Raw genomic sequence first — 21,679 nt, 5'->3', positions numbered from 1 at the left:
AATCCGTTCAGGTGGAGGCGGACGCGACGGCGTGCACCGTGCCGTAATGGCCAGCCTGCAGCGCGTCGCCGCGGCCCTGTTCGACCACCTGGCCGAAATCGAGCTTGATATAGCGATCGGCCAGATGGAAATAGCGGTCGTCGTGGGTGATCACGAGAATCGTCTTGCCCTTCGCCTGCAGGTCCGGCAGCAGATGTTTGTAGAACACATCCTTGAACAGCGGGTCCTGGTCGGCGGCCCATTCGTCGAACACGTAGAACGGCCGGTTCTCCAGATACGCGACCAGCAGCGCGAGCCGCTTGCGCTGACCCTGCGACAGATCGATCGTCGAGAACACGCCGTCCTTCACAGTGACCTTGTGATCGAGCTGCAAATCGACGAGCAGTTGCTGCGCGTGACCGTCGAGGCCATCGATGCGCATGCCGAGCAGGTTGTCGAACAGGAAGAAGTCGTTGAACACGACCGAGAAGTGCTGGCGATAGATGTCGCGCTGCGCTTCGTCGACAGGCTTGCCGTTCAGAAGCACGCGACCGCTTTCCGGTGTGTACAGGCCGACCAGCATCTTCGCGAGCGTGGTCTTGCCGCTGCCGTTGCCGCCGATCAGGTACACGAGTTCGCCGGGGCGGAACGTCAGGTCGATCGGGCCGAGCGTGAAGACCTCGTTCTCCTTTTCGCGGAAATAGCGGTGCGTCGCGCCGTCGAGCGAGATGCTTTCGAACGACATCGCCGGCGCGGCGTCGAGCGTCTGTTCCTGCGGTAGTTCGGCGTTGACCTGCTCGATGCGCTCGAGCGCGACGCGCGCCGAGCTGATGCTCGGAATCGCGGACAGCACCGCTTCGATCGGCGCGATCATGTAGACGAAGATGATCGCGTAGCCCGACATCACGTGCGTGTCCACCGGGAAGTGCCGCACGAGGACGAATAGCGTAATGCCGATGAACGCGAACAGGATGAAATTGCCCCAGCTTGCCGCCGCGGCGTACAGCACGTAGCCGCGCGTGCGCTGCACGCGCACGGCTTCGACGTTGGTGGCGAGCGTGTCGTCGATGAATGCCTGTTTGCGCGCGCGGTGCAGCTTCAGTTCCTTCGCGCCGTCGAACAGCGCACGGAAATGCTTGACGAGATCGTCCTCGCGACGGCGCGACGCGCGCAGATGGAACATTGCGCGCGAATGTGCGGCGCGGTAGCCGAGCGCGCCGAGCAGGATCGTCACGACCGCGGCGAGCAGGACCGGCCACGACAGGTAGCCGAGATACAGCAGACAGCCGAAGATCACCGCGCTTTGCATCGCGAGCGACGGCATGCTGAGAAAGAACACGACGATGGTGTCGAGATCCTGCGTGAGTACCGCGAGCGACCGCGCGGCACCCTGCTTTTCCAGATGCGGAAACGACGCGTCGCCGATGCGGTGGATCGTGCGCATCCGCAGCGTCGCTTTCGCCTGCTGGCCGAGGCGCATGAACAGCGTCTGCGACAACGTGCGCGTCGCGAGCACGACAAGCCCTACCACCAGGAACTGCAGACCGAGCTTGCCGAGGCTGTCGGTGGGAGTGCCGAGCGCCTGGTTGATCAGCGCCAGCAGCGCGGCGTTGCCGAAGCCGGCGATGAGACTCGTCGCCAGCGCGATCAGCATCACCCAGCGTGAGTGGCGGACCAGATACCAAAGCAGGGACATGAAATTCCTTTATGTGCAGCGACGACAAGGCGCGAGAGCGTCAATGGTAACGAAACGACGCGTCAGCGACAATGATAACCATTCTTATTTACGTGACCATGACCGCTCATTCATCAGCGCCCCCATCGCGATGATCGAGGCTGCCCGTCTGTGGACGGTCGACCGCGCGCCGCGGCTCGACATGCTCGAACGCGGCCGGCCGCTCACCCGACGGCACCGGCCGCCATTGCGTGCCGGGTGCGTGCGTCGCAGCGGCTTCCGCGGATTGCTGCGCGTGAGCGTGGTTCTGTGCGTGCGCATGGCTGTGAACGTTCGTCGCGTGATGCGCGTCGCGGTTACCGTGCGACGGTTGCGCGGCGTGCGGCATGTGCGGGGTGTGCTCGACATACGGGACATGAAGCCCGTGAACTGCTGCAACCGCAGGTGTCGTATCGACGACGGGCTGTGCGACCACTTCTTTCTGGCGTCGCAGGAACGGGCAGCGGTCGGCGGCACGCACGTTCTCGTCGGACAGGAAGTACTGTTTCCATTCGAGATTGCCCGGGTCGCCGTAGAAGCCCAGGTCCGGATGCGCGGACACGTCGTCCCATGTTTCAAGGCGTTTGCGCACCTGGTTGCGCGCCTCGCGGCCAATCACCTTGTTCGTGATCGTGTCGACGAACACGCTGCGCGGCTGAAACAGCAGCACCATGCCCGGCCCGAGATTGCGGCTATGCCGCGCGCTGAACGATGGACACGCGCATACGACGAACATCTGCACGCCCGCGAACGAAAACTCCCAGTCCTCGTGCGACGGTTCGGGCTGATCCGCGGCGGTTGGATCCGGGTCGACGTTGTGCAGGCTCTGCAGTGCGTCCCAGAACAGGTTGTGATACGTGTCGTGCGTGAGCGGCTGCGGGTCCGGTTCGAAGAACACGGCGATGTTGTTCTTCCGGTACTGCGGCAACAACGCGAGTTCGGCGAACGTCTGCATCGTCGCGGGCAGGTTGTGGATGTCCTTGCCGTTCACGAACCCGTAGAACATTTCGCCGCGCTTTTCCGCCATCGTCCCGAAGAAGCAGGGGTACTCGGGGTGCATCACCTGCTCGCGCAGCGTCGCATACGACGCGTCGAGCCACGCGGGCGGCGACACCGCCGCGCCGGTCGCGCGGCCGTCGATGATGCGGCTTTTCCAGTCGTCGGCGACGAAGCCGTCGAAGTTCGTCACGCCGGCATTGCCTGATTCCATCGTCATCTCTCTCGTTTCTGAGCCACGGTTACGCATGCAGGCCGCGCATGCATAGGACCCCGGCGCGAAGCCGGGGTGTGTCGATACAACACCTGTGGGGAGAGCCGGCGCCTTCTGGCGAGGCGCATCGGAAACAGTTGAATCAGGCCGCTGCTTTGGCGGGCTGATCGAGTTCGACGACGAGCGCCTGAACCCAGTCGTCCGGAATGATCGGCTGGTGATACGTGCATTCGCCCGACACGACCGTCGAGCCATGCAGGCGGCCATCGGGAATCAGCACCATGTCGCCCTGGTTCATCTTCAGTTGCATGCCAACGTTGCCCCAGAACAGCATCTCGCCTTCCTGGATCGTGACGAGACGGTGGTCGTTGTGAACGTGCGTCGTCGAGCACATTTCATGCGGCTCGATGAAGGTTTCGCGATCGATGCCCGGGCACTCGGCGTCGATGCGTGTGCTGATGCGGTGCGCGAAGTCGACGTAGCGGCGAATCGCCGACAGCCAGCGCAGCTGTTCGCCAAGATCCCAGCGGCCGCGTTCCGCGAGCCGCTCGCCGGCGACCAGGCCCTGCACGCACTGCCCCGTCGCGGCTGCGCCGAAGCGTTCGGCGATGCGTTGCTGCGCGTTGCTGAAACGCTCGACCAGTTCGGCTTTGCGTTCCACTGCGTCAGCGGGACGGCGCGACGCGGGCTGCAGATGTGCGCACGCCTTTTCGAGCGCGAGCCCGAACGCGAGCCATTCGGCTTCGGCCGCGAACGCCGCGCCGATCAGACCGAACGCGCGATCCGGCCGGCGCGCGAGCGCATATAGCAGGTTGCACTTCGCTGTGCTGGTCGGCAGATAGAACTGCCAGTACGCGTGCTGCCGACGTGTCACGCCGCACGCGGCGGCGACGCGTTCGAGCAGCGCGTCGTCGGGCAGATCGCCGGTGAGCGACGGGCAGTCGTCCGGCGACAGCATGTCGAAGAAACCGCTCGCCTCGGCCTGCGCGATCGCGCGACGCTTCGACACGGCGAGCGCCCAGCGCTGGACCATGATGAAGCGCAGGCCTTCCTCGAGGTAGTCGTTGCGCATCAGGCGACCGAAGGTTTCGCTCCAGAAGGTCGTTTCGTCGTCGACGATCCGCGCGAGACGCGCGGCCGCCGTCGCGACGTCTTCCGTTGCGTCGACGTCTGCGCCCAGATAATCGAATGCGTACGCTTCGAGGAACGGCGCGATCTGCGCGCCGAGCACCTTTGTATCGTCGCGATAGAAGTCGGCGAAGTGCTGCCACTCCGCGGGCTCGCTGCTGCGCGGCAGACGCGCGACGTCGAGCTCGTAGATCGACAGCAGCGTGCGGCCCGACGCGAGTGCCGGCAGGCGGCTCACGTTGAGCACGCGCACCGGCTTCTGGAACTTCAGGAACTCGAAGTCTTCGGGACGCAGCGGACGGCGATGGTAGTCGTCGTCGAGCAGCAGTTCGTCGACGGTCGCGCTGCGGAACGGATGCGCGGCGGAGAACTGCTTGATGAGCGACACGTAGTGTTCGCTGTGGCCGTCGAACGGCGCGAAAGCGAAAAGCGGAGGCAGCGATTGCGTCATGATCGGTCGATCCTTTTTTTCTGGAGTCCTGGCATACGGGAATGAAGAGGAGGCGTGCGGCGGCCGGCCGGGGTTGCCGAAGCAGCGGGCGCGGTTAGCCGGTCATCGCGACCAGTACGCGCCGCTTGCCCGCGAACGGCGCACGGCCATGCGACATCAGCACGTTGTCCAGCAACAGCGCGTCGGCGGGCTGCCACGCGAACGACAGCATCGTCTCGCGATAGACCGCGCGGATTTCATCGAGCAGCGCGCCGTCGATCGGTGTGCCGTCGCCGAAATACGTGTTGCGCGGCAGGCGGTCTTCGTCGACGACGTCGAGCAGCGTCTCGCGCAGCGCGTCCGGCAGATTCGAAACATGGAACAGATGCGCCTGGTTGAACCAGACGGTTTCGCCCGTCACCGGATGACGCAGCTCCGACTGGCAGACCTGCTTCGTGCGCAGCGCGTCGCCGTCGTCGAGCCACTCGAAATCGATGCGGTGCGCACGGCAATACGCTTCGACCTCGTGCCGATCGTCGGTGCCGAACACCTGTTCCCAAGGCAGATCGAGGCCGTTGCCGTAATTGCGCACGTACATCACGCTTCGTTCGGCGAACAGACGGCGCAGCGCGGGGTCGAGCCGCTCGTAGACCCTGCGACTGTCGGCGATCGGCGTCGCACCGCCCTGCTCCGCGGCGATGTCGCAGTAGAACCAGATCGTCGCGGGCCATTTGAGCGTGTACGACTGCTCGTTGTGCTGGTCGATCCACTGGTCGGCTGGATATTCGGTCGACGAGTACACGCCCTTCTCGACGCGGCTACGCGGCGTCGAGCCGAATTCGTAGGTGAGAAGCGGCGACCCGAAGCTGCCGACGAAGCGATCGAAACCGCTTGCGCCGAGTGCGTCGAAACCACGCAGCAGCACGCCGCCATAGACGGTTTTCGCGCGCGCGGCGATCGCGTGAAGCTGCGGCAGACACGCGTCGACGCTCGTCGGATCTTTCGCGGTGACCACCAGCACACGGGTGCCGTTGTGCTCGAGCACGCTTTCGCCGAGCACGTCGTTGCTGATCAATGCATCCATGCTTCGCCTTTCGTCGGAGCCGCAGGCGTGACACGCATCGACGGCGCGAGCACGCCCGCGAGAGAAGTGGCAACGCACGCGAGGACCGGGTCCGGCGCGCCGTCGAGATAGAAGTGACCGCCGTCGAACGCATGCGTCGTGCAGGCGCCGCGCGTTTCTTGCGACCACGCGGCGACGTCGTCGGCATTGGCTGTCGCGACGTCGTCGCGGCCGGTCAGCACTGCAACCGGGCAGTCGAGCGGCGCGCGCGCGGCCTGCGCCGCGTGCAGCGGATGCAGTCCACACAGATGGAAATCCGCGCGCATGACCGGCATCACGAGGTCGAGAAAATCGCGGTCGTCGAGCAGAACGGCGGGCGTGCCGCCGCGTTCTTTGAGCTTGTCGAGCATCGTGTCGTGCGACGCGTCGAGCCAGTCGGTTTCGGCGTTGCGCCGCAGCGGCGCAATCGTGCCCGATGCGCCGAACCACACCGGCGAGCGGTCGTCGCGCGCGCGGATCGCGTGAATCAGTTCGAGTCCGACGAGTGCGCCCATGCTGTGACCAAACACCGCGAACGGCCGCGACGTATCGACGTGTTCGCGCAGATCCGCGTAGAGCTGCGCGATCAGCGCGGGCCAGTCGGTGTGAGCGGGCAGCGCGCGGCGCGCGGCGCGGCCTGGTAGTTCGAGCGTCTGCACGCGGATCCACGACGGCAGACGCGGTTGCCATTCGCGATACAGCGCGACGCTGCCGCCAGCATGCGCGAGACAAACTAGCGTGACCGACGGAGCAGACTGTGATCCGGCAGACGGACGAACGACGACAGTCATCGATCAGGCCGCCGACGATCCGGAACGCGCGCCTGCATCCTGCGTGTCGCTGTCGGCCATCGCCTTGCGCAGGCTCAGCGGACGCATGTCGGTCCACACTTCGTCGATCCATGCGAGGCATTCGTCTTTCTTGCCCGACTTGCCGGCTTCACGCCAGCCGGCAGGAATCGCCTTGTAATCCGGCCAGATCGAGTACTGCTCTTCGTCGTTGATCACGACGTGGAAATTGGTGTTTTCGTCACCCCAGCTCATCTGAATGCTCCGAATAAAAAGTGCGAAACAATAATCATTTCGTTTCCAGCAGACCATGCGGCCCGCTGGAAACGAGTCGGTGCCAGTGATGCTTATTCGCGCCTTGCTAACTCGCAAATGAGAATCATTGTTGTTTGAGACGCGTAAATTAGAGCGACGCCAACTCTTTGTCAAGGAGTTTGACTATCGTCGGTGACAGGAAAAAGAACCTTGGCGGATTGGGCGAAATGCCTCGAGAGCCCCATTCCGCATGGCTTTACGGGCAATGGACCGATGTTGCGTCGTGAGGTTTTAATGCACGGCGAATAGGTCCTGAGGCGCATACCGCGCACCCCCGCGCTTCACGCCCCATTTGACACATCATTGACAGATAACGCGACCCACGCGCGATCCATGCGATCATGTCCTGGCATTACCGCGCGTCGATCGGAAGGCCTCCATCGCCGACGATCGCTTCGCGCGAAGCATCGCAAGCCCGGTATCGTCGCGCCGCATGTCTCGCACGAACGGCGCGTCTACCGTCATCACTCCAACACAGTGAGACTCGTACATGAAATCAAAAACCATCGCACAACTGGTCATTGTTTCGCTGCTGAGCACCTCGACGGCCGTCTTCGCACAGCAACGTCCCGACGATCACGGTCGCCCCGATCACGGTGGCCCGCGCGGACACGCGTATCGCGACGCCGACATGCATCGCGACGGCGGCCCGGTTCCCCATGAAGACTGGCATCGCGGCGACCGGCTGCCGGCGGAATACCGCGACCGCAACTACGTCGTCGACGACTGGCGCGGCCATGGCCTGGAAGCGCCGCCGCGCGGTTATCACTGGGTCGGTGTGAACGGCGACTATGTGCTCGCCGCCGTTGCGACGGGTGTCATCGCGAGCGTGCTGCTGCAGGGGCATTGAGTTTCGCGCATCGCTACCGATGCGTCGCGCGGACCGCGCCGCGGTCCGCGTGTGCGCTGGATGTATGGCTGCGCGTAGCTGCTACGGCAATGCGCAGCGTTCTACCGGGTTCAACCCGCGCTTGAAGAGCAACCCGTCATTCGATCAGCGCACCTCCACAAGCACCCCTTGCGCCAATCGCGCACGAAACGCGGCAACGCATGCTTCGCGCTCGTCGTTGCTCATCTCGGTCAGGCGGATCTTGATGCGTTTCGGCCTCGCCGTATTGGCGACGTTATGCTTGCGAAAGTAGATTGTCAGCAGCTTTCCGGCCTTTAGTTCGGCGCGCGTCACTTCGCTATAGAGCAGCAGATGCCAGTTCGCGGCAGGCGTGAGCCTCGTTTCGAAGTGATCGTCCTGAAAGGTCACGTACGCGTTGCGCGTCTTCCAGACACCCATGACCAGCATCACGATCGCGATCGTGCCGACCGTGCCGAGCCCCATGGAATCGTCCGACGCGACCGCCAGATAGATCGTCAGCAGCACCAGCACTGCGCCTACGATGGTCATCAGCCGCGCACCGCGCGTCGCGCGGCATACCAGCACGTCGTGCCCTGCGCCCGCCCGAAGTTCCTCGCTCATCGCTTCTCCGCGTCGTGCATGGTCAGACCGACGGCGGCGTGGCGCCGCCTCGCGGTGCCAGCTTGCGACGCGCGTCGAGATCGTTGCCGAGCGACTTGATCACGTTGCGCGCACCGATGATCGCAATCAGTCCGATCGGGACCGTGATCACCGAGCCGACGATGACCATGATCGCGCCCGCCTTCTTCCTGCCCGTCAGAATGAGGACAAGACCCGCGACCGACAGCAGCCAGAAAAACGCCAGGACATAGAGACTGATATCCGCAATCGCGACGGGCAATTCCAGTTGCTGCAGCTCCAGCAGACTGGAATACGCCTCGTAAGACACGAACAGATTGACGACGATTCCGATGACGATGGTCCACATCGCATGCTCCCGTATTGCATTCCGCATGATTCCCGAATTGCCATTCATGCATCAGCTCATGCATTGGCTCCCCACCGATCCCGCATTAAATCGCGCAGGGCAATCTAGCATATCCCCATGTTCATTCAAAGGATCATCCGGCCAGATGCGAGGGATCGAACGCAGCGTTTTTAAAAAAACCGTGTACTGACCGTCTTTCCATTGGAGTCTATTCGAGGACGCTATCCATTCTTCGCGCCGTGCGGGTCGCCCGGCGCACGATTGACGCGCTTCGTCGTCAACAAGCCGCTACACTCGTGGCGCAGGCTTCGTCGCCACGATTCACCTACGACGCCGCGCAGCCTGTCCTCCTTCGATCGCGAACTACCGCATGAGCAACGAAAGACGCAGTCAGCGGATCGACGTCACCCGCGGCATCGCCATCCTGGTCGTGCTGTTTCATCACTTCAACATCGCGTACCCGCTGCGCGACACGTGGCTCGCGGACACCTTCGGCTGGGATGCGGTACGCGCGATCGCACGCAACGGCAACTACGGCGTCACCGCGTTCTTCGTGGTGTCCGGCTACCTGATCACGTCGAACGCGTTGCGCCGCTGGTCGTCGCTGCGCGCCGTCGATGCGCGCGCGTTCTATACGCTGCGTGCGGCGCGGATCCTGCCGTGCCTCGTGCTGCTGCTCGCCACCGTCAACCTGCTCGCGCTCGCGGGCGTCGAGATCTTCCAGAACCGGCCCGAGGGCGGCGAAGCGCTGTCGTTCTGGCTCGTCAACTTCGCGTCGCTGACGTTCTGGATGAACGTACTGATCGCCCATCACGGCTGGTTCAACTACGCGCTCGGCGTGCTGTGGTCGCTGTCGGTCGAAGAGGTGTTCTACCTGTCGTTTCCGCTGCTGGGCGGACTATTGCGCAGCGAACGCGCGCTGCTCGCGTTCTGGACGCTGATCGTCATCGCCGGGCCGCTGTACCGCTTCGCGCATCAGGGCGACGAGGCCGGTTTTCTCTATGCGTACTTTGCGTCGTTCGACGGTATCGCGATCGGCTGCTGCGCCGCGCTGCTCGACACGCGGCTCGCGCTGCAACGCGGCCACGCGCAGGCGCTGCGGCTCGTTGCGCTGGCCGGCATGATTCCGTTGTACCTGTCGGGCCCGATCGGCGAAACCAATGTGTTCGGCGTGACCGCGATGGCGCTCGGCACAGCCGTGCTGATGATTGGCGCTTTCGATGAAAAACTGCATACCGGTGGGCGTTTCGCGTTGAGTACGGTATTCGGCGCAGTGCCCGCGTGGTTCGGACGGCACAGCTACGAGCTGTATCTGTTTCACCTGATCGTGCTCGGCACGCTGCGCACCGTCTATCCGCCCCACGCGACGGCCGGCGACGACAAGCTGCTGCTGATGGCCGCGTACTTCGCACTCGCGGCGCTCGTCGCCGCGCTGATCGCGCGCTTCTTTGCGGAGCCGCTGAACCGCTATGTCAGGCGTCGACTGCTGATTCGACCGACCGGCGAAGCGGCACGATCGAGCGATACGCCGTCTCCGCACGTCCCCGCTTCGCGCGGAAACTGAATCAGGCAGCACGCACGACCGTCAGCCCCGCCTTCGCCAGCGGCCGGGTCGACGCGGCGGGCGTGCCCTTCTCGACGATGATCGTCTGCGCGAGCGTGACTTCGCCGATCGCATACGCGGACGCCGCATTGAGCTTGTCCGCCGATGCGAGCACCACCGTCTCCGCCGCGCGCGCCGCCAGCGCGCGCTTCACGTACGCTTCTTCGAGATCGCCAGTGCTGAGGCCCGCCTGCGGGTGCACACCGGTCACGCCCATAAAGTAGAGATCGGCGCGGATGTGCGCCATCGCCTCGACCGCCGCCGCGCCGACTGTCACGACCGAATGCTTGAAGAGCCGCCCGCCGATCACGATCACGTCGACCGACGGATGCTCGACGAGCGCGACCGCGACGCTCGGGCTGTGCGTGACGACCGTCGCGCGCAGATCGTGCGGAAGATGGCGCACCAGTTCCGCGGACGTCGTGCCGCCGTCGACGATCACCACCTGCCCCGCGCGGATCATGCCCGCCGCCGCTTTGCCGATAGCCCGCTTCGCGGAGGATTCGATGCGCTGTCGTTCGCCGAACGGCGCATCCGCCGACGACGCGGGCAGCGCGCCGCCATGCACGCGCTGTAGCCGCCCTTCGGCCGCGAGTTCGCGCAGGTCGCGCCGCACGGTGTCTTCCGATACACCGAAGGTCTCGGCCAGCGGTTTCGCGAGCACCTGCCCGTCGCGTTTGAGCGCCTGAAGAATGGCTTTTTTACGTTGGCTGGTTAACATAGGAACGCATGAGGTTGCACGAATTTTCTTGATTCTGCACGAAACTGCACGATACCATCCTAGCTCCGAACTGTCGAACGGAGTCCGCGATGTCCCCCCTCGAACCTCATGTCGTCAACGAACGCGTGCGCATCGTCGACACGACGTTGCTGTCCGACGACTGGTATGTGCTGAAGAAAACCACCTTCGATTTCCTGCGCAGCGACGGCACGTGGCAACGTCAGACGCGCGAGACCTACGATCGCGGCAACGGCGCGACGATCCTGCTGATCGACCGTGCGACGGCGACCGTCGTGTTGACGCGGCAATTTCGTCTGCCCGCGTTCGTCAACGGGCACGACGGGATGATGATCGAAGCGGCCGCGGGACTGCTCGACAATGCGTCGCCGGAAGCGCGAATCCGCGCGGAAGCCGAAGAGGAAACGGGCTATCGCGTGCACGACGTGCACAAGGTGTTCGAGGCGTACATGAGCCCCGGCTCCGTCACCGAGAAGCTGTACTTCTTCATCGGCGAATACGACGCGTCGTCGAAGGTCGGCCAGGGCGGCGGGCTCGCCGCGGAAGGCGAAGACATCGAGGTGATCGAGATGCCGTTGCGCGACGCGCTGCATGCGGTCGAACGCGGCGAGATCGTCGATGCGAAGACCATCATGCTGCTGCAGTACGCGGCGCTCAATGAGCTCGAAACGCGAGGCGTCGCATGAGCGCGCTGCTCGTGCTGATCGCCGGCCCTTATCGTAGCGGCACCGACGGCGACCCTGCGCGCATCGCCGCGAACCTGAAGCGGCTCGAAGAAGCCGCACTCGACGTGTACCGTCGCGGCCATCTGCCGATGATCGGTGAATGGGTCGCACTGCCGCTGTCAGCGGCGGCCGGCTCGACGCATCCCGGCGACGCGATCAGCGAGATGTTCCTGTACCCGGTCGCGCACCGGCTGATTCGCCGCTGCGACGCGGTGCTGCGCATCGCGGGCGCCTCGCGCGGCGCCGATGCCGACGAGCGCCTTGCGCGCGAACTCGGACTGCCGGTTTACCGGTCGGCCGACGAACTGCCTGATCTCGCCGACGCGTAACTCCAGGGTCGTCGCGCACGCCCCCATTCCCCACCATTTCCTTCCGCAGCGAAAGACCGTGTAAGACCACACGGACATCGCGCGCTGTTCGTCGCATTCCGGCGCGTGCGCGTCGAGATAATTCGATCCCAACGAGACCGGCATACAGGTGGCTCTCGTCTGCAGGTCCTGCGTGCGTCATTCCATACACGACGCACGCGACTCATCCGCACGACAAACAGCACAACGGCGCAAGGGGAAACACGACATGCGGCGATCCATCGTCTTTCTGCTGTGCGTGTGCGCGCTGAACCTGCAGGGCTGCGCGACCTCGTGGCAGACGTTTCTCGCAGGCACTGCGGTCGGCGCCGTGCTCGGCGTCACCAGCATCACCTGCGCGGTCACCTGTCACTAGCCAGGCGCGCCTGGCGAAGCAACCCCTTACCTGTTCTTACCGTCTTTCAGACACTCAACGGAGCGATCAGCATGACGACGAAAACCCTCATCGACACTCTCGCGCAAGCGCGTCGCGCGCGCGCCGGCATCGGCGCCGCGATGCTGCTGACGGTGCTCTGCGCAGGCGGTTATTCCGCGCTCGCGCAAGCCGCGAGCTTCCATTGCCCGAAGAACGCATCGAGTTCGGAAAAGCTCGTGTGCGGCGACCCGGCGCTGTCGTCGCTCGACGACAAGCTGGCCGCGGTCTATCTGCACGCGAAGGACGTCACACCGGATCGCGATGCGCTTGAAGCGGACCGCATTCATCAGTGGCAATGGCGTCAGCACAACTGCAAGGACAAGACGTGCGTCGCGAACTGGTACAACCGCCGCATCAGCGAGCTGCAGGCGGACGTCGATCAGGGTAAGCAGGCGCAACTGGCGTTGCTGAAGGCGGACGTCGTGACGCAGAATCTCGATCCGTCGGCGAAGGACGCGATCCTGAAGCTGAAGGCGGCAGACCTGCTTGCGGCCCGCGCGCAACAGCCATAGTTTCCTCGCGTGCGGCGGGTTGCCTGCGCAAGTCTTGACGCAATGGCCTGAACACCGAAGCGAAGCAGCAGGCCGTTGTGCGCAGGCGAGGACCCGCCGCGCGTCTTTTTCTTAAGCCTCAGATTTTCAGATTCTCAAATGACGAGCCGGGAAATCTTCGTGCCTTCCAGCGAAATCCCGGCCATCAGCCCTGCGTTCGTCAGCACGAACGCTTCGACTGGACTCGTCGCCGTCGACGTGTCGACGTTGCCGTTCGCGCCGACCTTCACGAGCGCGACCGTCGCGTCCGCACCGGCGGCCCAACCCTGGCTCTGCAGGAATTTGTCGAGCGCTTCCTGGTTCATGAACGCGAAGATGATCGCCTTCGACTGCGCGCCGATCTGCAGCCCGAACGAACCGCCGACCGTGCTGTAGTACGCGGTGGTCTGGCCGTTTATACGCAGGCCGCCTTCACCGTACTGCCCGCCGATCCAGAAGCCCGCCGCGATCACCTGCGGGAATACCAGCACGCCGCGCGCCTTGCCGATCAGTTCGCGCGAGCCTTGCACCGAGTTGTACAGACGCTCCATCGTCGCGTCGATCCCGGTGTTGATCGTTGCGCGCTTCTGCGTGTTTTCGGCGGCCCCGTTACCTGCGCCGAGCGGCGTGGTCGTACAGCCCGTCAGTACAAGCCCCCCTGCCGCGATGACGGCACTGCTGCCCGCAATGAATTGACGTCGGCGCATGGTCTGTTTTCCTTGAGTAAAAGATACGGCATTGAAGTCTGTTTTCAGTTCCTCCGCAACCGCTTCGGCGCGCTCGCTTTCCCCGATAGCCTCGATGCGCGGATACGGCTTACGGGTATGGACCGCGTTCAGCGCGCGAGGTTCGCGTGGATGGGGGGTGAAGGGGAAATAAGCGGGTATACGACGAGAAATGCGCGACGAGAATCGCGCGGCGAGAGCTGCGCGAGAACCGCGCACCGTGAACGATCAAGGAAGGAAACAGCGATGAACGAAGATCAGCGCAAAGACAACGCGTTCTACGCCGCCGACGCGCGCGCGACGACCATCCAGCACGCGGCGGTGTAGCGTACCTCTGTGCCGTGCACATAGGGATCGTAGGCCGCGCGAACCGTCGCGACGACCTGGGCACGCGTCCGCTCGTCCACGTTCTGAAGAATCAGCCCGAGGGGGCCGAGCCGCGTGAAGCAACCGATCAGTTCCGTCTCGGGCAACGTGCACTCGATGTCGATCGGCACGATGTCGATGTCGGTCCAGCCGCTCGCCTCGAGGATCGACACGACGCGTCCGTGGTCCGCAAATGCGAACTGCCCCGGCCCGTCCGGGCGGCGGGCGGGCAGATCCGGCAGCAAGGGTGCCGCGGCACGTTCGGCGGTCGTCATGAACGGATTCTCGGCGGGGGCTCGCCACGCGATGAAGCGAAGCGTCGCGCCGTCGGTGGCCGCGCCGCGTAGATTCGCGAACGCACGCACCGGGTCGTCGAAGAACATCACGCCGAAGCGCGACACGATCGTGTCGAAGCCGGCGGGCTCGAACGGATGGGTTTGCACATCGGCACATACGAAATGTGCCGGCACGCGTTCGCGCTCGGCACGCTCCCGCGCGACCGCGATCATCGGCGCCGATATATCGACACCGACGGCCTGCCCCTGCGCGCCGACCGCTCGAGCGAACGCAAGCGTCGTCGCGCCCGTGCCGCAGCCGACGTCGAGCACACGACGACCGTGCCCCGCTCGCAGAGCATCGACAAGCAGATTTTCGAACGGCTTGAACATCGCGTCGAGTACGGTCTGCCAGTCGATCCACGCGCGCCCGGAAGGGCCGTTCCAGAGTGCGGCCTGCCCGTTGTCGGTCCGCTGCGTATCCGTCATGGCGTTCTCCTTGAATCGATAAACGAAACTACACTGTACGGATTCAAGCCGACTTGAGGTCAAGCGCGTGAGACACCTGGACATCGCCGAAGTGGTACAGCAATCCGGCGTACCTGCATCGACGCTGCGGTTTTACGAAGAGAAGGGATTGATCGCGTCGAGCGGCCGCCGAGGACTGCGCCGCCAGTTCGATGCCGGCGTGCTGCAGCGACTCGCGCTGATCGCGCTCGGTCGTGCCGCCGGTTTTTCGCTCGACGCGATTGCGCCGATGTTCGGCCCGGACGGGCAACCGCATATCGACCGGCAAAAACTCGTGGCTCGCGCGGACGAACTGGACCGCACGATCCGCTCGCTGACCGCGATGCGCGATGGCCTGCGGCACACTGCTGCGTGCCCCGCGCCGAGCCATATGGAATGCCCTACGTTTCAGCGGATCCTGCGTGCCGCCGCGCATGACGGACCCAAAGCGCGCAGAAAAGCCGTGCGGCAACCGCCGCGAAATTAGCTCGAACCTAGCTCGATAAGCGGCGGAAACAGCAGGCCAGGCGACACAGCGACAAGACAACCTTCGTCGCCCGCCACCCGACCCGCCCTTCACATCAAACCGCCGCGCCCACGCCATAACGCGCATCCGGCTGACTACGCGACAGGTTCGGCAGCAACGCCGCACGCGCGGACTCGAATGCGGTCCAGTCGGCTCCAGGCAGCGACGGCACGGTCGCGAGTTCGCCCTGATCGAAGCCCGCCAGCGCCGCGTCGACCAGATCTTCGACGCGCATCACCATGTTCTCCGGCAGCACGCTGTCGACCGGATGGCCCAGGACGTCCCAGAACTCCGTGCGCGTCGCGCCCGGCAGCACCGCTTGCACGCGCACACCCTGTGCGCCCAGATCGTGATGCAGCGACTGGCTGAACGCGAGCACGAACGCCTTGGTGCCCCCGTAGACGCCGTTCAGCAATTGCGGTGCGACCGCGACGATCGATGCAATGTTGATGATCGCGCCGGCCTTGCGCTCGACGAATTTCGGCGCCACCGCATAGGTCAACCGCGTGAGCGCGGTGACGTTCAGGTCGATCATCGCTTCCATCTTGTCCGGATCGGCCTGCAGCAACGTTCCAGCGCCGCCGAAGCCCGCGTTGTTCACCAGCATCGTGATGCTCGAATCGGTCCGCAGAATTTCCTCGATGCGGCGCACGTCGTCGCGCTTGCCGAGATCAGCGGAGACGACCTCGACCGAACGGCCGGTTTCGTCGGTCAGACGGCTCGCGAGCCGATCGAGCCGATCGCGGTTGCGCGCAACCAGAATCAGGTCGTAACCGCGACGTGCAAGGCGGTCCGCGTAGACCGCGCCGATGCCTGACGATGCGCCCGTAATCAGCGCCGTGCCTTGATGGGCATTGTGGGTATTGCTGCTCATGTTCGTTTCTCCAGTGGGTGCATGCCGGTGTCGGTCTGCATGGATCGGAGAATAGAGGCATAATCGAGCGACGCAAATGTCATAGATGCCACTTTTCAGGACATCACGGAGAACCCGCCATGCTGCGCATCGGAATCGTGCTTTATCCCGGCTTCCAGGTACTGAACCTGTCGATCACGACGGTGTTCGAGGTGGCCGGCATCATCGACGGCAAGCCGATGTACGACGTGGTGCTGCTGTCGGCGCACGGCGGGCCGGTCTGTAGTTCGTCGGGCATTGCGGTCGATACCCAGGCATTCGACAATAGCCGCTTCGACACGGTGCTCGTCGTCGGCGACAACAGTCTGTGCGAGCCGCCACCCGAACTCCCCGGCTTTCTGCAGCGCTCGGCGCAAACGGCGCGCCGCATCGGCTCGACCTGCACTGGCGCGTTCAACCTCGCGCAGGCGGGTTTGCTCGACGGGCGCCGCGCGACCACGCACTGGCTGTTCGCCCCGCAGTTCCGCAGCACGTATCCCGACGTGAAGCTCGAAGAAGATCGCATCTTCATCATCGATGGACCGGTGTGGACGTCGGCCGGCATGACCGCGTGCATCGATCTCGCGCTCGCGCTCGTCGAGAAGGACGGGGGCGCCGAACTCGCGCGGCAGGTCGCGAAAAAACTCGTGGTCTATCATCGCCGCTCGGGTGGCCAGTCGCAGTTTTCCGCGCTGCTCGAACTGGAGCCGCGCTCCGATCGCATCCAGACCGCGCTCGACTACGCGAAGCAGAATCTGCATACGGAGCTATCAGTCGAACAGCTCGCCGAGGCCGCGCATCTGAGCGCGCGGCAGTTCAGCCGCGCCTTTCGTGCGGAGACGGGACAGTCGCCGGCCAAGGCGATCGAGCATCTGCGCATCGAAGCCGCGCGGCTGATGCTCGAATCGGGCCGTCATCCGATCGACGTGATTGCGCGCGACACCGGGTTCGGCGATCGCGAGCGGATGCGGCGCGCGTTTCTGCGCGCGTTCGGTCAGCCGCCGCAGGTGATCAGGCGCGCGTCGCGTGGGGCCGATGAACCGGCGGAGGTGGCGGCGTGAGTGCGCGCGCCGCTAGAATGTCGGGCGGAGAAAACCTTCCGGGTCAGCGAGGACGTCATGCCGATGTACGACTACGAGTGTGCGAACTGCGGCACTTTCGAAACGATGCGCAAGATCGCGGAGCGCGATGCGCCGGTCGACTGTCCACGCTGCGGCGCCGCGGTCGAACGTATTCATACCGGTACGCCGATGCTTGCTACCGCCGGCGGCGATGGCGACAGCGAGGGATCGTACGGAATGCGCCATCGCGCGGGCTGTTCGTGTTGCTGAGCGCATCGCCCAATCCCGCAGCAACGGCAAGAATAACCGCCATGCCCCGCTAGCTCACGACACCCCGAAGACCCGCAGGGAATCTACTTAATGAGCGGTCCCTATGGTCACCTGCCCCGCGCGGCGCGCATCATCTGTCATACAAGTCGGGGGTAACGACAGGTAAAAAGTACGGGGTAGAAAAATGTTGACCACAGTTCTGATCGCATCGCCGATCGGCATCGCGGCACTCGTCGCGTTCGCTCTCTTCATCGATCCCATCAGCGGACATTTCCGCCGCCGCTAGCGGTGTGATTGCGACGTGCCCGTCCGCGCGCGCACGTTCAACCGTGCAGCAGCTTCAGATCCGGATTGCGTTGTGCCAGCTCGCCGATCCAGTCGACGAATGCGCGCAGCCGTGAGCTCAGATTGCGCCGGTGCGGATAGAGGATCGACAGCGGCGCCGACGGGCACCGATAGTCCGTGAGAATTTCGCGCAGCGCGCCCTGCGCGATCAGCTCGGCGACCATGAAGCGCGACGGCTGGATGATCCCGTAGCCGTGCACGCCCGCCTCGATGTACGCGTTGCCGTCGTTCACCGCGAGCACGCTGCTCATGTGCACCTTCTCCGTGTCCCCTTCGGTCTCGAACTCGAACGGAAACGTCCGGCCGCTGCGCGCCGACACGTAGTTCACCGCATGATGCCGCTCGAGATCGGCGAGCGTGTCCGGCACGCCGTTGCGCTCCAGGTAAGCCGGCGACGCACACGTGACGATCCGCGCATCGCCGATACGCCGCGCGATGAGGCTCGATTCGTCGAGCGCGCCCATCCGGATCACGCAGTCGACGCCGTCCTGGATCAGATCGATGTTGCGGTCCGCGAGACCGAGCCGCACGTCGATGCCCGGATACTTCTGGTAGAAATCGTCGAGCGCGGGCAGCAGCAGCGCGCGCGCCAGCGTCCCCGACGTATCGACGCGGACCGTGCCCGTCGGATTGTCGCGCTTGCTCGACAGCGACGACTCCGCGTCGGCGACCTCGGCGAGAATTCGCACGCAGCGCTCGTAGAACAGCGCGCCGTCCTCGGTCACGCTGACCTGGCGCGTCGACCGGTTCAGCAGCCGGACACCGACGTGCTCCTCCAGCGCCTGGATGGTTCTGCTCACTTTTGCACGCGGCAGGTCCAGCAATTCCGAAACCTTGGAAAAACTATTCGCCTCGACGACGCGAGTAAAGATCTCCATTGCTTCGAAGCGGTCCATAGCGAGTGCCTTGACGTGTTGTGTTGAGTGGCGAGAAGCGCGTCGCGATGGACGCGGCATCAAGCTTACACGACGAAGCAGGGGGAAGAGAATGATCGGGCCGTTCAACACTCCCACGATGCAGGACCCGGCGCCACGTCGCCGCGATAGCGATGCAGCGCGTCGCGCGCGATTCGCGGATCGAGCGTGCCTTCGTCGGCGAGCGCGCGCAGTGCGGCGATCACGATCGAGATGCGATCGACCTCGAAGAACGCGCGCAGCGCGCTGCGTGTATCGCTTCGGCCGAAGCCATCGGTGCCGAGCGTCACGTAGCGGCGCGGCACGTACGCGCGGATCAGTTCGGGCAATGCGCGCACGTAGTCGGTCGCGGCAATCACCGGCCCCGCGGAGCCTGCGAGCGCTGACGTCACGTAGGCCGACGTATCGTTCTCCGCACCAAGACGCGCGCGCCGTTCGGCCGCGCTGCCGTCGCGATGCAGTTCGGTGAAGCTCGTCACGCTCCACACGGCCGCGTCGATCGACCAGTCGTCCTTCAGCATCTTCTGCGCCGCGAGCACCTCGCCGAGAATCGCGCCGGCACCGAGCAACTGCACCTGCGCGGCGCTCGTTGAACCTGCAGGTGCCAACGTCAACGGATAAATGCCCTTCAGAATTCCCTCGCGCAACGCAGACAGATCGCCGCCTGGTACCGAAGGCTGCGCGTAGTTTTCGTTGCCGACCGTCACGTAATAGAACACGTCGCGCTGCCGGTCGACCATCTCGTGCATCCCCTCGTCGACGATCGCCGCGAGTTCGTACGCGAACGCCGGATCGTACGCGCGGCAGTTCGGAATCGTCGATGCGGCGAGGTGGCTCGTGCCGTCCTGATGCTGCAGCCCTTCGCCGCCCAACGTCGTCTTCCCCGACGTCGCGCCGATCAGAAAGCCGCGCGCCCGTTGATCCGCGGCCGCCCAGATCAGATCGCCGATGCGCTGAAAACCGAACATCGAGTAGTACACGTAGAACGGCAGCATCGGCAGATCGTGCACGCTGTACGCAGTCGCCGCCGCGACCCACGACGACACCGCGCCCGCTTCGGAAATGCCTTCCTCGAGAATCTGCCCGCTGGTGTCCTCGCGGTAATACAGCATCGAGCCGAGATCCTCGGGCTCGTACAGTTGCCCCAGCGGCGAATAGATGCCGACCTGCCTGAACATGTTCGCCATGCCGAACGTGCGCGCCTCGTCGGCGACGATGGGCACGACCCGCGAACCGATCTCCGCGTCTTTCAGCAACGCCGTGAGCATCCGCACGAGCGCCATCGTCGTCGACATCGAACGGCCGCCCGCGTCCAGCGCGAATTGCCCCCAGGATGACATCGAAGGCACGGTCAGCCCCTTCGACGCCGCTCCCCGCCTTCTGGGCAGATAGCCTCCCAGGGCAGCCCGGCGTGTGTGCAGGTATTGCATCTCCGGGCTGTCTTCCGCTGGCTTGTAAAACTTCACCTGCTCGACGTCATCGTCCGACAGCGGCAACCGGAAGCGGTCGCGGAACGCCTTCAGATCGTCGAAATCGAGCTTCTTCTGCTGATGCGTCGTCATGCGGCCCTGCCCCGCCGTGCCCATGCCGAAGCCCTTCATCGTCTTCGCGAGCACGACCGTCGGCTGGCCGCGATGCGCGAGCGCCTGCGCGTACGCGGCGTGCAGCTTGCGCACGTCGTGCCCGCCGCGCCGCAACCGGTCGATGTCGTCGTCGCCGAGCTGTGCGGCGAGCGCCGCGAGTTCCGGGTTCTGGCCGAAGAAGCGCGCGCGGTTGTACGCGCCGTCGTTCGCGGAGAAAGTCTGGAACTGGCCGTCCACCGTGTGGGCGAACGCGCGCAGCAGTGCACCGCTGCGATCGCGCTCGAACAGCGCGTCCCAGTCCGATCCCCACACCACCTTGATCACGTTCCAGCCGGCGCCCGCGAACTGCGCTTCGAGTTCGTCGACGATGCGGCCGTTGCTGCGCACCGGCCCATCGAGCCGCTGCAGATTGCAGTTGATCACGAACACCAGGTTGTCGAGCCGCTCGCGCGCCGCGAGCGACAGCGCGGCCAGCGACTCCGGCTCGTCCATCTCGCCGTCGCCGAAAAACCCCCACACGGTACGGTCTTCGGTGCGCGCGAGTCCGCGGTTCTGCAGGTAGCGCATGAAGCGCGCCTGGTAGATCGAGTTGATCGGGCCGATGCCCATCGAGCCGGTCGGGAATTGCCAGAAATCCGGCATCAGCCAAGGATGCGGATACGAACACAGCCCGGGCCCCGCGATCTCGCGACGGTAGTGGCGCAGTTGCTCTTCGTCGAGAAAGCCTTCGAGGTACGCACGCGCATAGACACCCGGCGACGAATGCGGCTGGAAGTACACGAGATCGCCGCCGTCGCGACCGTCGCCACCCGGCACGGCCGCGCGGAAAAAATGGTTGAAGCCGGTCTCGAACAGATCGGCCGCCGACGCATAGCTCGCGATGTGTCCGCCCAGTTCGCCGTATGCACGGTTCGCGCGCACGACCATCGCGAGCGCGTTCCAGCGCAATGCGGCCGACAACTTCTCTTCGAGCGCGAGGTCGCCCGGATACGGTGGCTGCCATTCAGGCGCAATCGTGTTTGCGTACGGCGTCGATCCGCTGCGCGACGACTGCACGCCGAGCCTGTGCGCATGGGCGGCGAGACGGTCGAACAGATACTGCGCGCGCTCGACCCCGACGTGCGCGATCACGCCTTCGAGCGCGTCGAGCCACTCGCCGGTTTCGGTGGGATCGGTGTCTTCGTGAGCCGCGCCGACGCGTTGCACCGGGCCACTGCCGCTGGATAAATCGGTCATCGTCTGCTCCGCGAAAAGGCGCGTTCGAACCATCAATCGTTCAAAACATGCTACCCGTCCGATCGCAGAATAGGCGTCTTATCTGCTTGCCAGAT

The 21,679-nt window shown here is 64.6% G+C and carries 22 protein-coding genes and 1 pseudogene; 9 read left to right on the top strand and 14 right to left on the bottom strand.

All coding sequences use genetic code 11. The features are described from left to right. Positions 1 to 7: 7 nt before the first annotated feature. The 6 genes and pseudogenes from ACREXZ_RS24580 to ACREXZ_RS24555 all read right to left on the bottom strand — a co-directional run bounded on the left by ACREXZ_RS24580 (position 8) and on the right by ACREXZ_RS24555 (position 6,606). A complete protein-coding gene (locus ACREXZ_RS24580) occupies positions 8 to 1,675 on the bottom strand; it encodes a cyclic peptide export ABC transporter (RefSeq protein WP_431766720.1) in 1,668 nt (555 codons plus the stop codon). Positions 1,676 to 2,129: 454 nt separating this feature from the next. Further along, positions 2,130 to 2,903, bottom strand: a pseudogene (locus tag ACREXZ_RS24575) (YqcI/YcgG family protein); the annotation flags it as partial. Between the two features lie 142 nt (positions 2,904 to 3,045). After that, positions 3,046 to 4,482, bottom strand: a complete 1,437-nt coding sequence (locus ACREXZ_RS24570; RefSeq protein ID WP_431766719.1) for a peptide synthetase — start codon at positions 4,480 to 4,482, stop codon at positions 3,046 to 3,048. A 94-nt stretch (positions 4,483 to 4,576) separates the two neighbouring features. Beyond that, positions 4,577 to 5,545 (bottom strand): TauD/TfdA family dioxygenase, encoded by a 969-nt coding sequence (locus tag ACREXZ_RS24565; RefSeq protein WP_431766718.1) that lies wholly within the window; start codon positions 5,543 to 5,545, stop codon positions 4,577 to 4,579. Further along, the gene (locus tag ACREXZ_RS24560) at positions 5,533 to 6,354 is read right to left on the bottom strand and encodes a thioesterase II family protein (protein WP_431766717.1); all 822 of its coding nucleotides are present in this window, start codon (positions 6,352 to 6,354) and stop codon (positions 5,533 to 5,535) included. The genes ACREXZ_RS24565 and ACREXZ_RS24560 overlap by 13 nt, the downstream gene beginning before the upstream one ends. A 3-nt stretch (positions 6,355 to 6,357) precedes the next feature. Then, entirely contained in the window at positions 6,358 to 6,606 is a 249-nt protein-coding gene (locus ACREXZ_RS24555) for an MbtH family protein (protein ID WP_431766716.1), read from the bottom strand. A 550-nt stretch (positions 6,607 to 7,156) separates the two neighbouring features. Here ACREXZ_RS24555 and ACREXZ_RS24550 point away from each other — a divergent pair. After that, a complete protein-coding gene (locus tag ACREXZ_RS24550) occupies positions 7,157 to 7,516 on the top strand; it encodes an RcnB family protein (protein WP_431766715.1) in 360 nt (119 codons plus the stop codon). A gap of 144 nt (positions 7,517 to 7,660) precedes the next feature. Here the strand turns inward: ACREXZ_RS24550 and ACREXZ_RS24545 are convergent, their stop codons facing one another. Both ACREXZ_RS24545 and ACREXZ_RS24540 read right to left on the bottom strand, forming a co-directional pair. Next, complete coding sequence (locus ACREXZ_RS24545) at positions 7,661 to 8,137, bottom strand: hypothetical protein (protein ID WP_431766714.1); 477 nt, start codon at positions 8,135 to 8,137, stop codon at positions 7,661 to 7,663. A 22-nt stretch (positions 8,138 to 8,159) separates the two neighbouring features. Further along, the gene (locus ACREXZ_RS24540; RefSeq protein ID WP_431766713.1) at positions 8,160 to 8,504 is read right to left on the bottom strand and encodes a hypothetical protein; all 345 of its coding nucleotides are present in this window, start codon (positions 8,502 to 8,504) and stop codon (positions 8,160 to 8,162) included. 370 nt (positions 8,505 to 8,874) lie between these two features. Between ACREXZ_RS24540 and ACREXZ_RS24535 the strand changes: the two genes are divergently transcribed. Further along, on the top strand, positions 8,875 to 10,068 hold the full coding sequence (locus ACREXZ_RS24535; RefSeq protein WP_431766712.1) for an acyltransferase family protein: 1,194 nt from the start codon (positions 8,875 to 8,877) through the stop codon (positions 10,066 to 10,068). 1 nt (position 10,069) lies between these two features. Here ACREXZ_RS24535 and ACREXZ_RS24530 read toward each other — a convergent pair whose 3' ends face one another. After that, on the bottom strand, positions 10,070 to 10,828 hold the full coding sequence (locus tag ACREXZ_RS24530; RefSeq protein WP_431766711.1) for a DeoR/GlpR family DNA-binding transcription regulator: 759 nt from the start codon (positions 10,826 to 10,828) through the stop codon (positions 10,070 to 10,072). An 89-nt stretch (positions 10,829 to 10,917) separates the two neighbouring features. Here ACREXZ_RS24530 and ACREXZ_RS24525 point away from each other — a divergent pair, with 89 nt between their 5' ends. The 4 genes from ACREXZ_RS24525 (at position 10,918) to ACREXZ_RS24510 (ending at position 12,866) form a co-directional block, all read left to right on the top strand. Next, positions 10,918 to 11,532, top strand: a complete 615-nt coding sequence (locus tag ACREXZ_RS24525; RefSeq protein ID WP_431766710.1) for an NUDIX domain-containing protein — start codon at positions 10,918 to 10,920, stop codon at positions 11,530 to 11,532. After that, entirely contained in the window at positions 11,529 to 11,900 is a 372-nt protein-coding gene (locus ACREXZ_RS24520) for a DUF4406 domain-containing protein (RefSeq protein WP_431766709.1), read from the top strand. The genes ACREXZ_RS24525 and ACREXZ_RS24520 overlap by 4 nt, the downstream gene beginning before the upstream one ends. 247 nt (positions 11,901 to 12,147) lie before the next feature. Beyond that, on the top strand, positions 12,148 to 12,294 hold the full coding sequence (locus ACREXZ_RS24515) for a hypothetical protein (RefSeq protein WP_431766708.1): 147 nt from the start codon (positions 12,148 to 12,150) through the stop codon (positions 12,292 to 12,294). A gap of 71 nt (positions 12,295 to 12,365) precedes the next feature. Continuing rightward, complete coding sequence (locus ACREXZ_RS24510) at positions 12,366 to 12,866, top strand: lysozyme inhibitor LprI family protein (RefSeq protein ID WP_431766707.1); 501 nt, start codon at positions 12,366 to 12,368, stop codon at positions 12,864 to 12,866. Positions 12,867 to 13,000: 134 nt separating this feature from the next. Here the strand turns inward: ACREXZ_RS24510 and ACREXZ_RS24505 are convergent, their stop codons facing one another. Then, complete coding sequence (locus tag ACREXZ_RS24505) at positions 13,001 to 13,591, bottom strand: BPSL1445 family SYLF domain-containing lipoprotein (protein ID WP_431766706.1); 591 nt, start codon at positions 13,589 to 13,591, stop codon at positions 13,001 to 13,003. 296 nt (positions 13,592 to 13,887) lie between these two features. Continuing rightward, on the bottom strand, positions 13,888 to 14,739 hold the full coding sequence (locus ACREXZ_RS24500) for a class I SAM-dependent methyltransferase (RefSeq protein WP_431766705.1): 852 nt from the start codon (positions 14,737 to 14,739) through the stop codon (positions 13,888 to 13,890). A gap of 67 nt (positions 14,740 to 14,806) precedes the next feature. Here ACREXZ_RS24500 and ACREXZ_RS24495 point away from each other — a divergent pair, with 67 nt between their 5' ends. Continuing rightward, positions 14,807 to 15,244, top strand: a complete 438-nt coding sequence (locus ACREXZ_RS24495; protein ID WP_431766704.1) for a helix-turn-helix domain-containing protein — start codon at positions 14,807 to 14,809, stop codon at positions 15,242 to 15,244. A 94-nt stretch (positions 15,245 to 15,338) separates the two neighbouring features. On the opposite strand, the gene ACREXZ_RS24490 is transcribed toward ACREXZ_RS24495, so the two are convergent. Then, positions 15,339 to 16,157 (bottom strand): SDR family NAD(P)-dependent oxidoreductase, encoded by an 819-nt coding sequence (locus ACREXZ_RS24490; RefSeq protein WP_431766703.1) that lies wholly within the window; start codon positions 16,155 to 16,157, stop codon positions 15,339 to 15,341. Positions 16,158 to 16,276: 119 nt separating this feature from the next. On the opposite strand from ACREXZ_RS24490, the gene ACREXZ_RS24485 reads away from it, so the two are divergent. Beyond that, positions 16,277 to 17,236, top strand: a complete 960-nt coding sequence (locus ACREXZ_RS24485; protein ID WP_431766702.1) for a GlxA family transcriptional regulator — start codon at positions 16,277 to 16,279, stop codon at positions 17,234 to 17,236. A 57-nt stretch (positions 17,237 to 17,293) separates the two neighbouring features. Then, entirely contained in the window at positions 17,294 to 17,506 is a 213-nt protein-coding gene (locus ACREXZ_RS24480) for a zinc ribbon domain-containing protein (protein WP_431766701.1), read from the top strand. 323 nt (positions 17,507 to 17,829) lie between these two features. Here the strand turns inward: ACREXZ_RS24480 and ACREXZ_RS24475 are convergent, their stop codons facing one another. Beyond that, a complete protein-coding gene (locus tag ACREXZ_RS24475; RefSeq protein ID WP_431766700.1) occupies positions 17,830 to 18,747 on the bottom strand; it encodes a LysR family transcriptional regulator in 918 nt (305 codons plus the stop codon). 104 nt (positions 18,748 to 18,851) lie between these two features. Next, on the bottom strand, positions 18,852 to 21,584 hold the full coding sequence (mdeB, locus tag ACREXZ_RS24470) for an alpha-ketoglutarate dehydrogenase (RefSeq protein ID WP_431766699.1): 2,733 nt from the start codon (positions 21,582 to 21,584) through the stop codon (positions 18,852 to 18,854). Between the last annotated feature and the right edge of the window lie 95 nt (positions 21,585 to 21,679).

Source organism: Paraburkholderia sp. (assembly GCF_050742655.1).
GTDB lineage: Bacteria > Pseudomonadota > Gammaproteobacteria > Burkholderiales > Burkholderiaceae > Paraburkholderia.
This window is presented reverse-complemented; position numbering and strand designations above follow the sequence as displayed.

What these genes read in the sequence shown, in the direction of transcription:
- ACREXZ_RS24580 (WP_431766720.1), bottom strand. Translation starts at nt 1,675, where the DNA reads ATGTCCCTGCTTTGGTATCTGGTCCGCCACTCACGCTGGGTGATGCTG.
- ACREXZ_RS24485 (WP_431766702.1), top strand. Translation starts at nt 16,277, where the DNA reads ATGCTGCGCATCGGAATCGTGCTTTATCCCGGCTTCCAGGTACTGAAC.
- ACREXZ_RS24560 (WP_431766717.1), bottom strand. Translation starts at nt 6,354, where the DNA reads ATGACTGTCGTCGTTCGTCCGTCTGCCGGATCACAGTCTGCTCCGTCG.
- ACREXZ_RS24505 (WP_431766706.1), bottom strand. Translation starts at nt 13,591, where the DNA reads ATGCGCCGACGTCAATTCATTGCGGGCAGCAGTGCCGTCATCGCGGCA.
- ACREXZ_RS24490 (WP_431766703.1), bottom strand. Translation starts at nt 16,157, where the DNA reads ATGAGCAGCAATACCCACAATGCCCATCAAGGCACGGCGCTGATTACG.
- ACREXZ_RS24515 (WP_431766708.1), top strand. Translation starts at nt 12,148, where the DNA reads ATGCGGCGATCCATCGTCTTTCTGCTGTGCGTGTGCGCGCTGAACCTG.
- ACREXZ_RS24520 (WP_431766709.1), top strand. Translation starts at nt 11,529, where the DNA reads ATGAGCGCGCTGCTCGTGCTGATCGCCGGCCCTTATCGTAGCGGCACC.
- ACREXZ_RS24480 (WP_431766701.1), top strand. Translation starts at nt 17,294, where the DNA reads ATGCCGATGTACGACTACGAGTGTGCGAACTGCGGCACTTTCGAAACG.
- ACREXZ_RS24475 (WP_431766700.1), bottom strand. Translation starts at nt 18,747, where the DNA reads ATGGACCGCTTCGAAGCAATGGAGATCTTTACTCGCGTCGTCGAGGCG.
- ACREXZ_RS24550 (WP_431766715.1), top strand. Translation starts at nt 7,157, where the DNA reads ATGAAATCAAAAACCATCGCACAACTGGTCATTGTTTCGCTGCTGAGC.
- ACREXZ_RS24510 (WP_431766707.1), top strand. Translation starts at nt 12,366, where the DNA reads ATGACGACGAAAACCCTCATCGACACTCTCGCGCAAGCGCGTCGCGCG.
- ACREXZ_RS24500 (WP_431766705.1), bottom strand. Translation starts at nt 14,739, where the DNA reads ATGACGGATACGCAGCGGACCGACAACGGGCAGGCCGCACTCTGGAAC.
- mdeB (WP_431766699.1), bottom strand. Translation starts at nt 21,584, where the DNA reads ATGACCGATTTATCCAGCGGCAGTGGCCCGGTGCAACGCGTCGGCGCG.
- ACREXZ_RS24570 (WP_431766719.1), bottom strand. Translation starts at nt 4,482, where the DNA reads ATGACGCAATCGCTGCCTCCGCTTTTCGCTTTCGCGCCGTTCGACGGC.
- ACREXZ_RS24565 (WP_431766718.1), bottom strand. Translation starts at nt 5,545, where the DNA reads ATGGATGCATTGATCAGCAACGACGTGCTCGGCGAAAGCGTGCTCGAG.
- ACREXZ_RS24535 (WP_431766712.1), top strand. Translation starts at nt 8,875, where the DNA reads ATGAGCAACGAAAGACGCAGTCAGCGGATCGACGTCACCCGCGGCATC.
- ACREXZ_RS24545 (WP_431766714.1), bottom strand. Translation starts at nt 8,137, where the DNA reads ATGAGCGAGGAACTTCGGGCGGGCGCAGGGCACGACGTGCTGGTATGC.
- ACREXZ_RS24525 (WP_431766710.1), top strand. Translation starts at nt 10,918, where the DNA reads ATGTCCCCCCTCGAACCTCATGTCGTCAACGAACGCGTGCGCATCGTC.
- ACREXZ_RS24530 (WP_431766711.1), bottom strand. Translation starts at nt 10,828, where the DNA reads ATGTTAACCAGCCAACGTAAAAAAGCCATTCTTCAGGCGCTCAAACGC.
- ACREXZ_RS24555 (WP_431766716.1), bottom strand. Translation starts at nt 6,606, where the DNA reads ATGAGCTGGGGTGACGAAAACACCAATTTCCACGTCGTGATCAACGAC.
- ACREXZ_RS24540 (WP_431766713.1), bottom strand. Translation starts at nt 8,504, where the DNA reads ATGTGGACCATCGTCATCGGAATCGTCGTCAATCTGTTCGTGTCTTAC.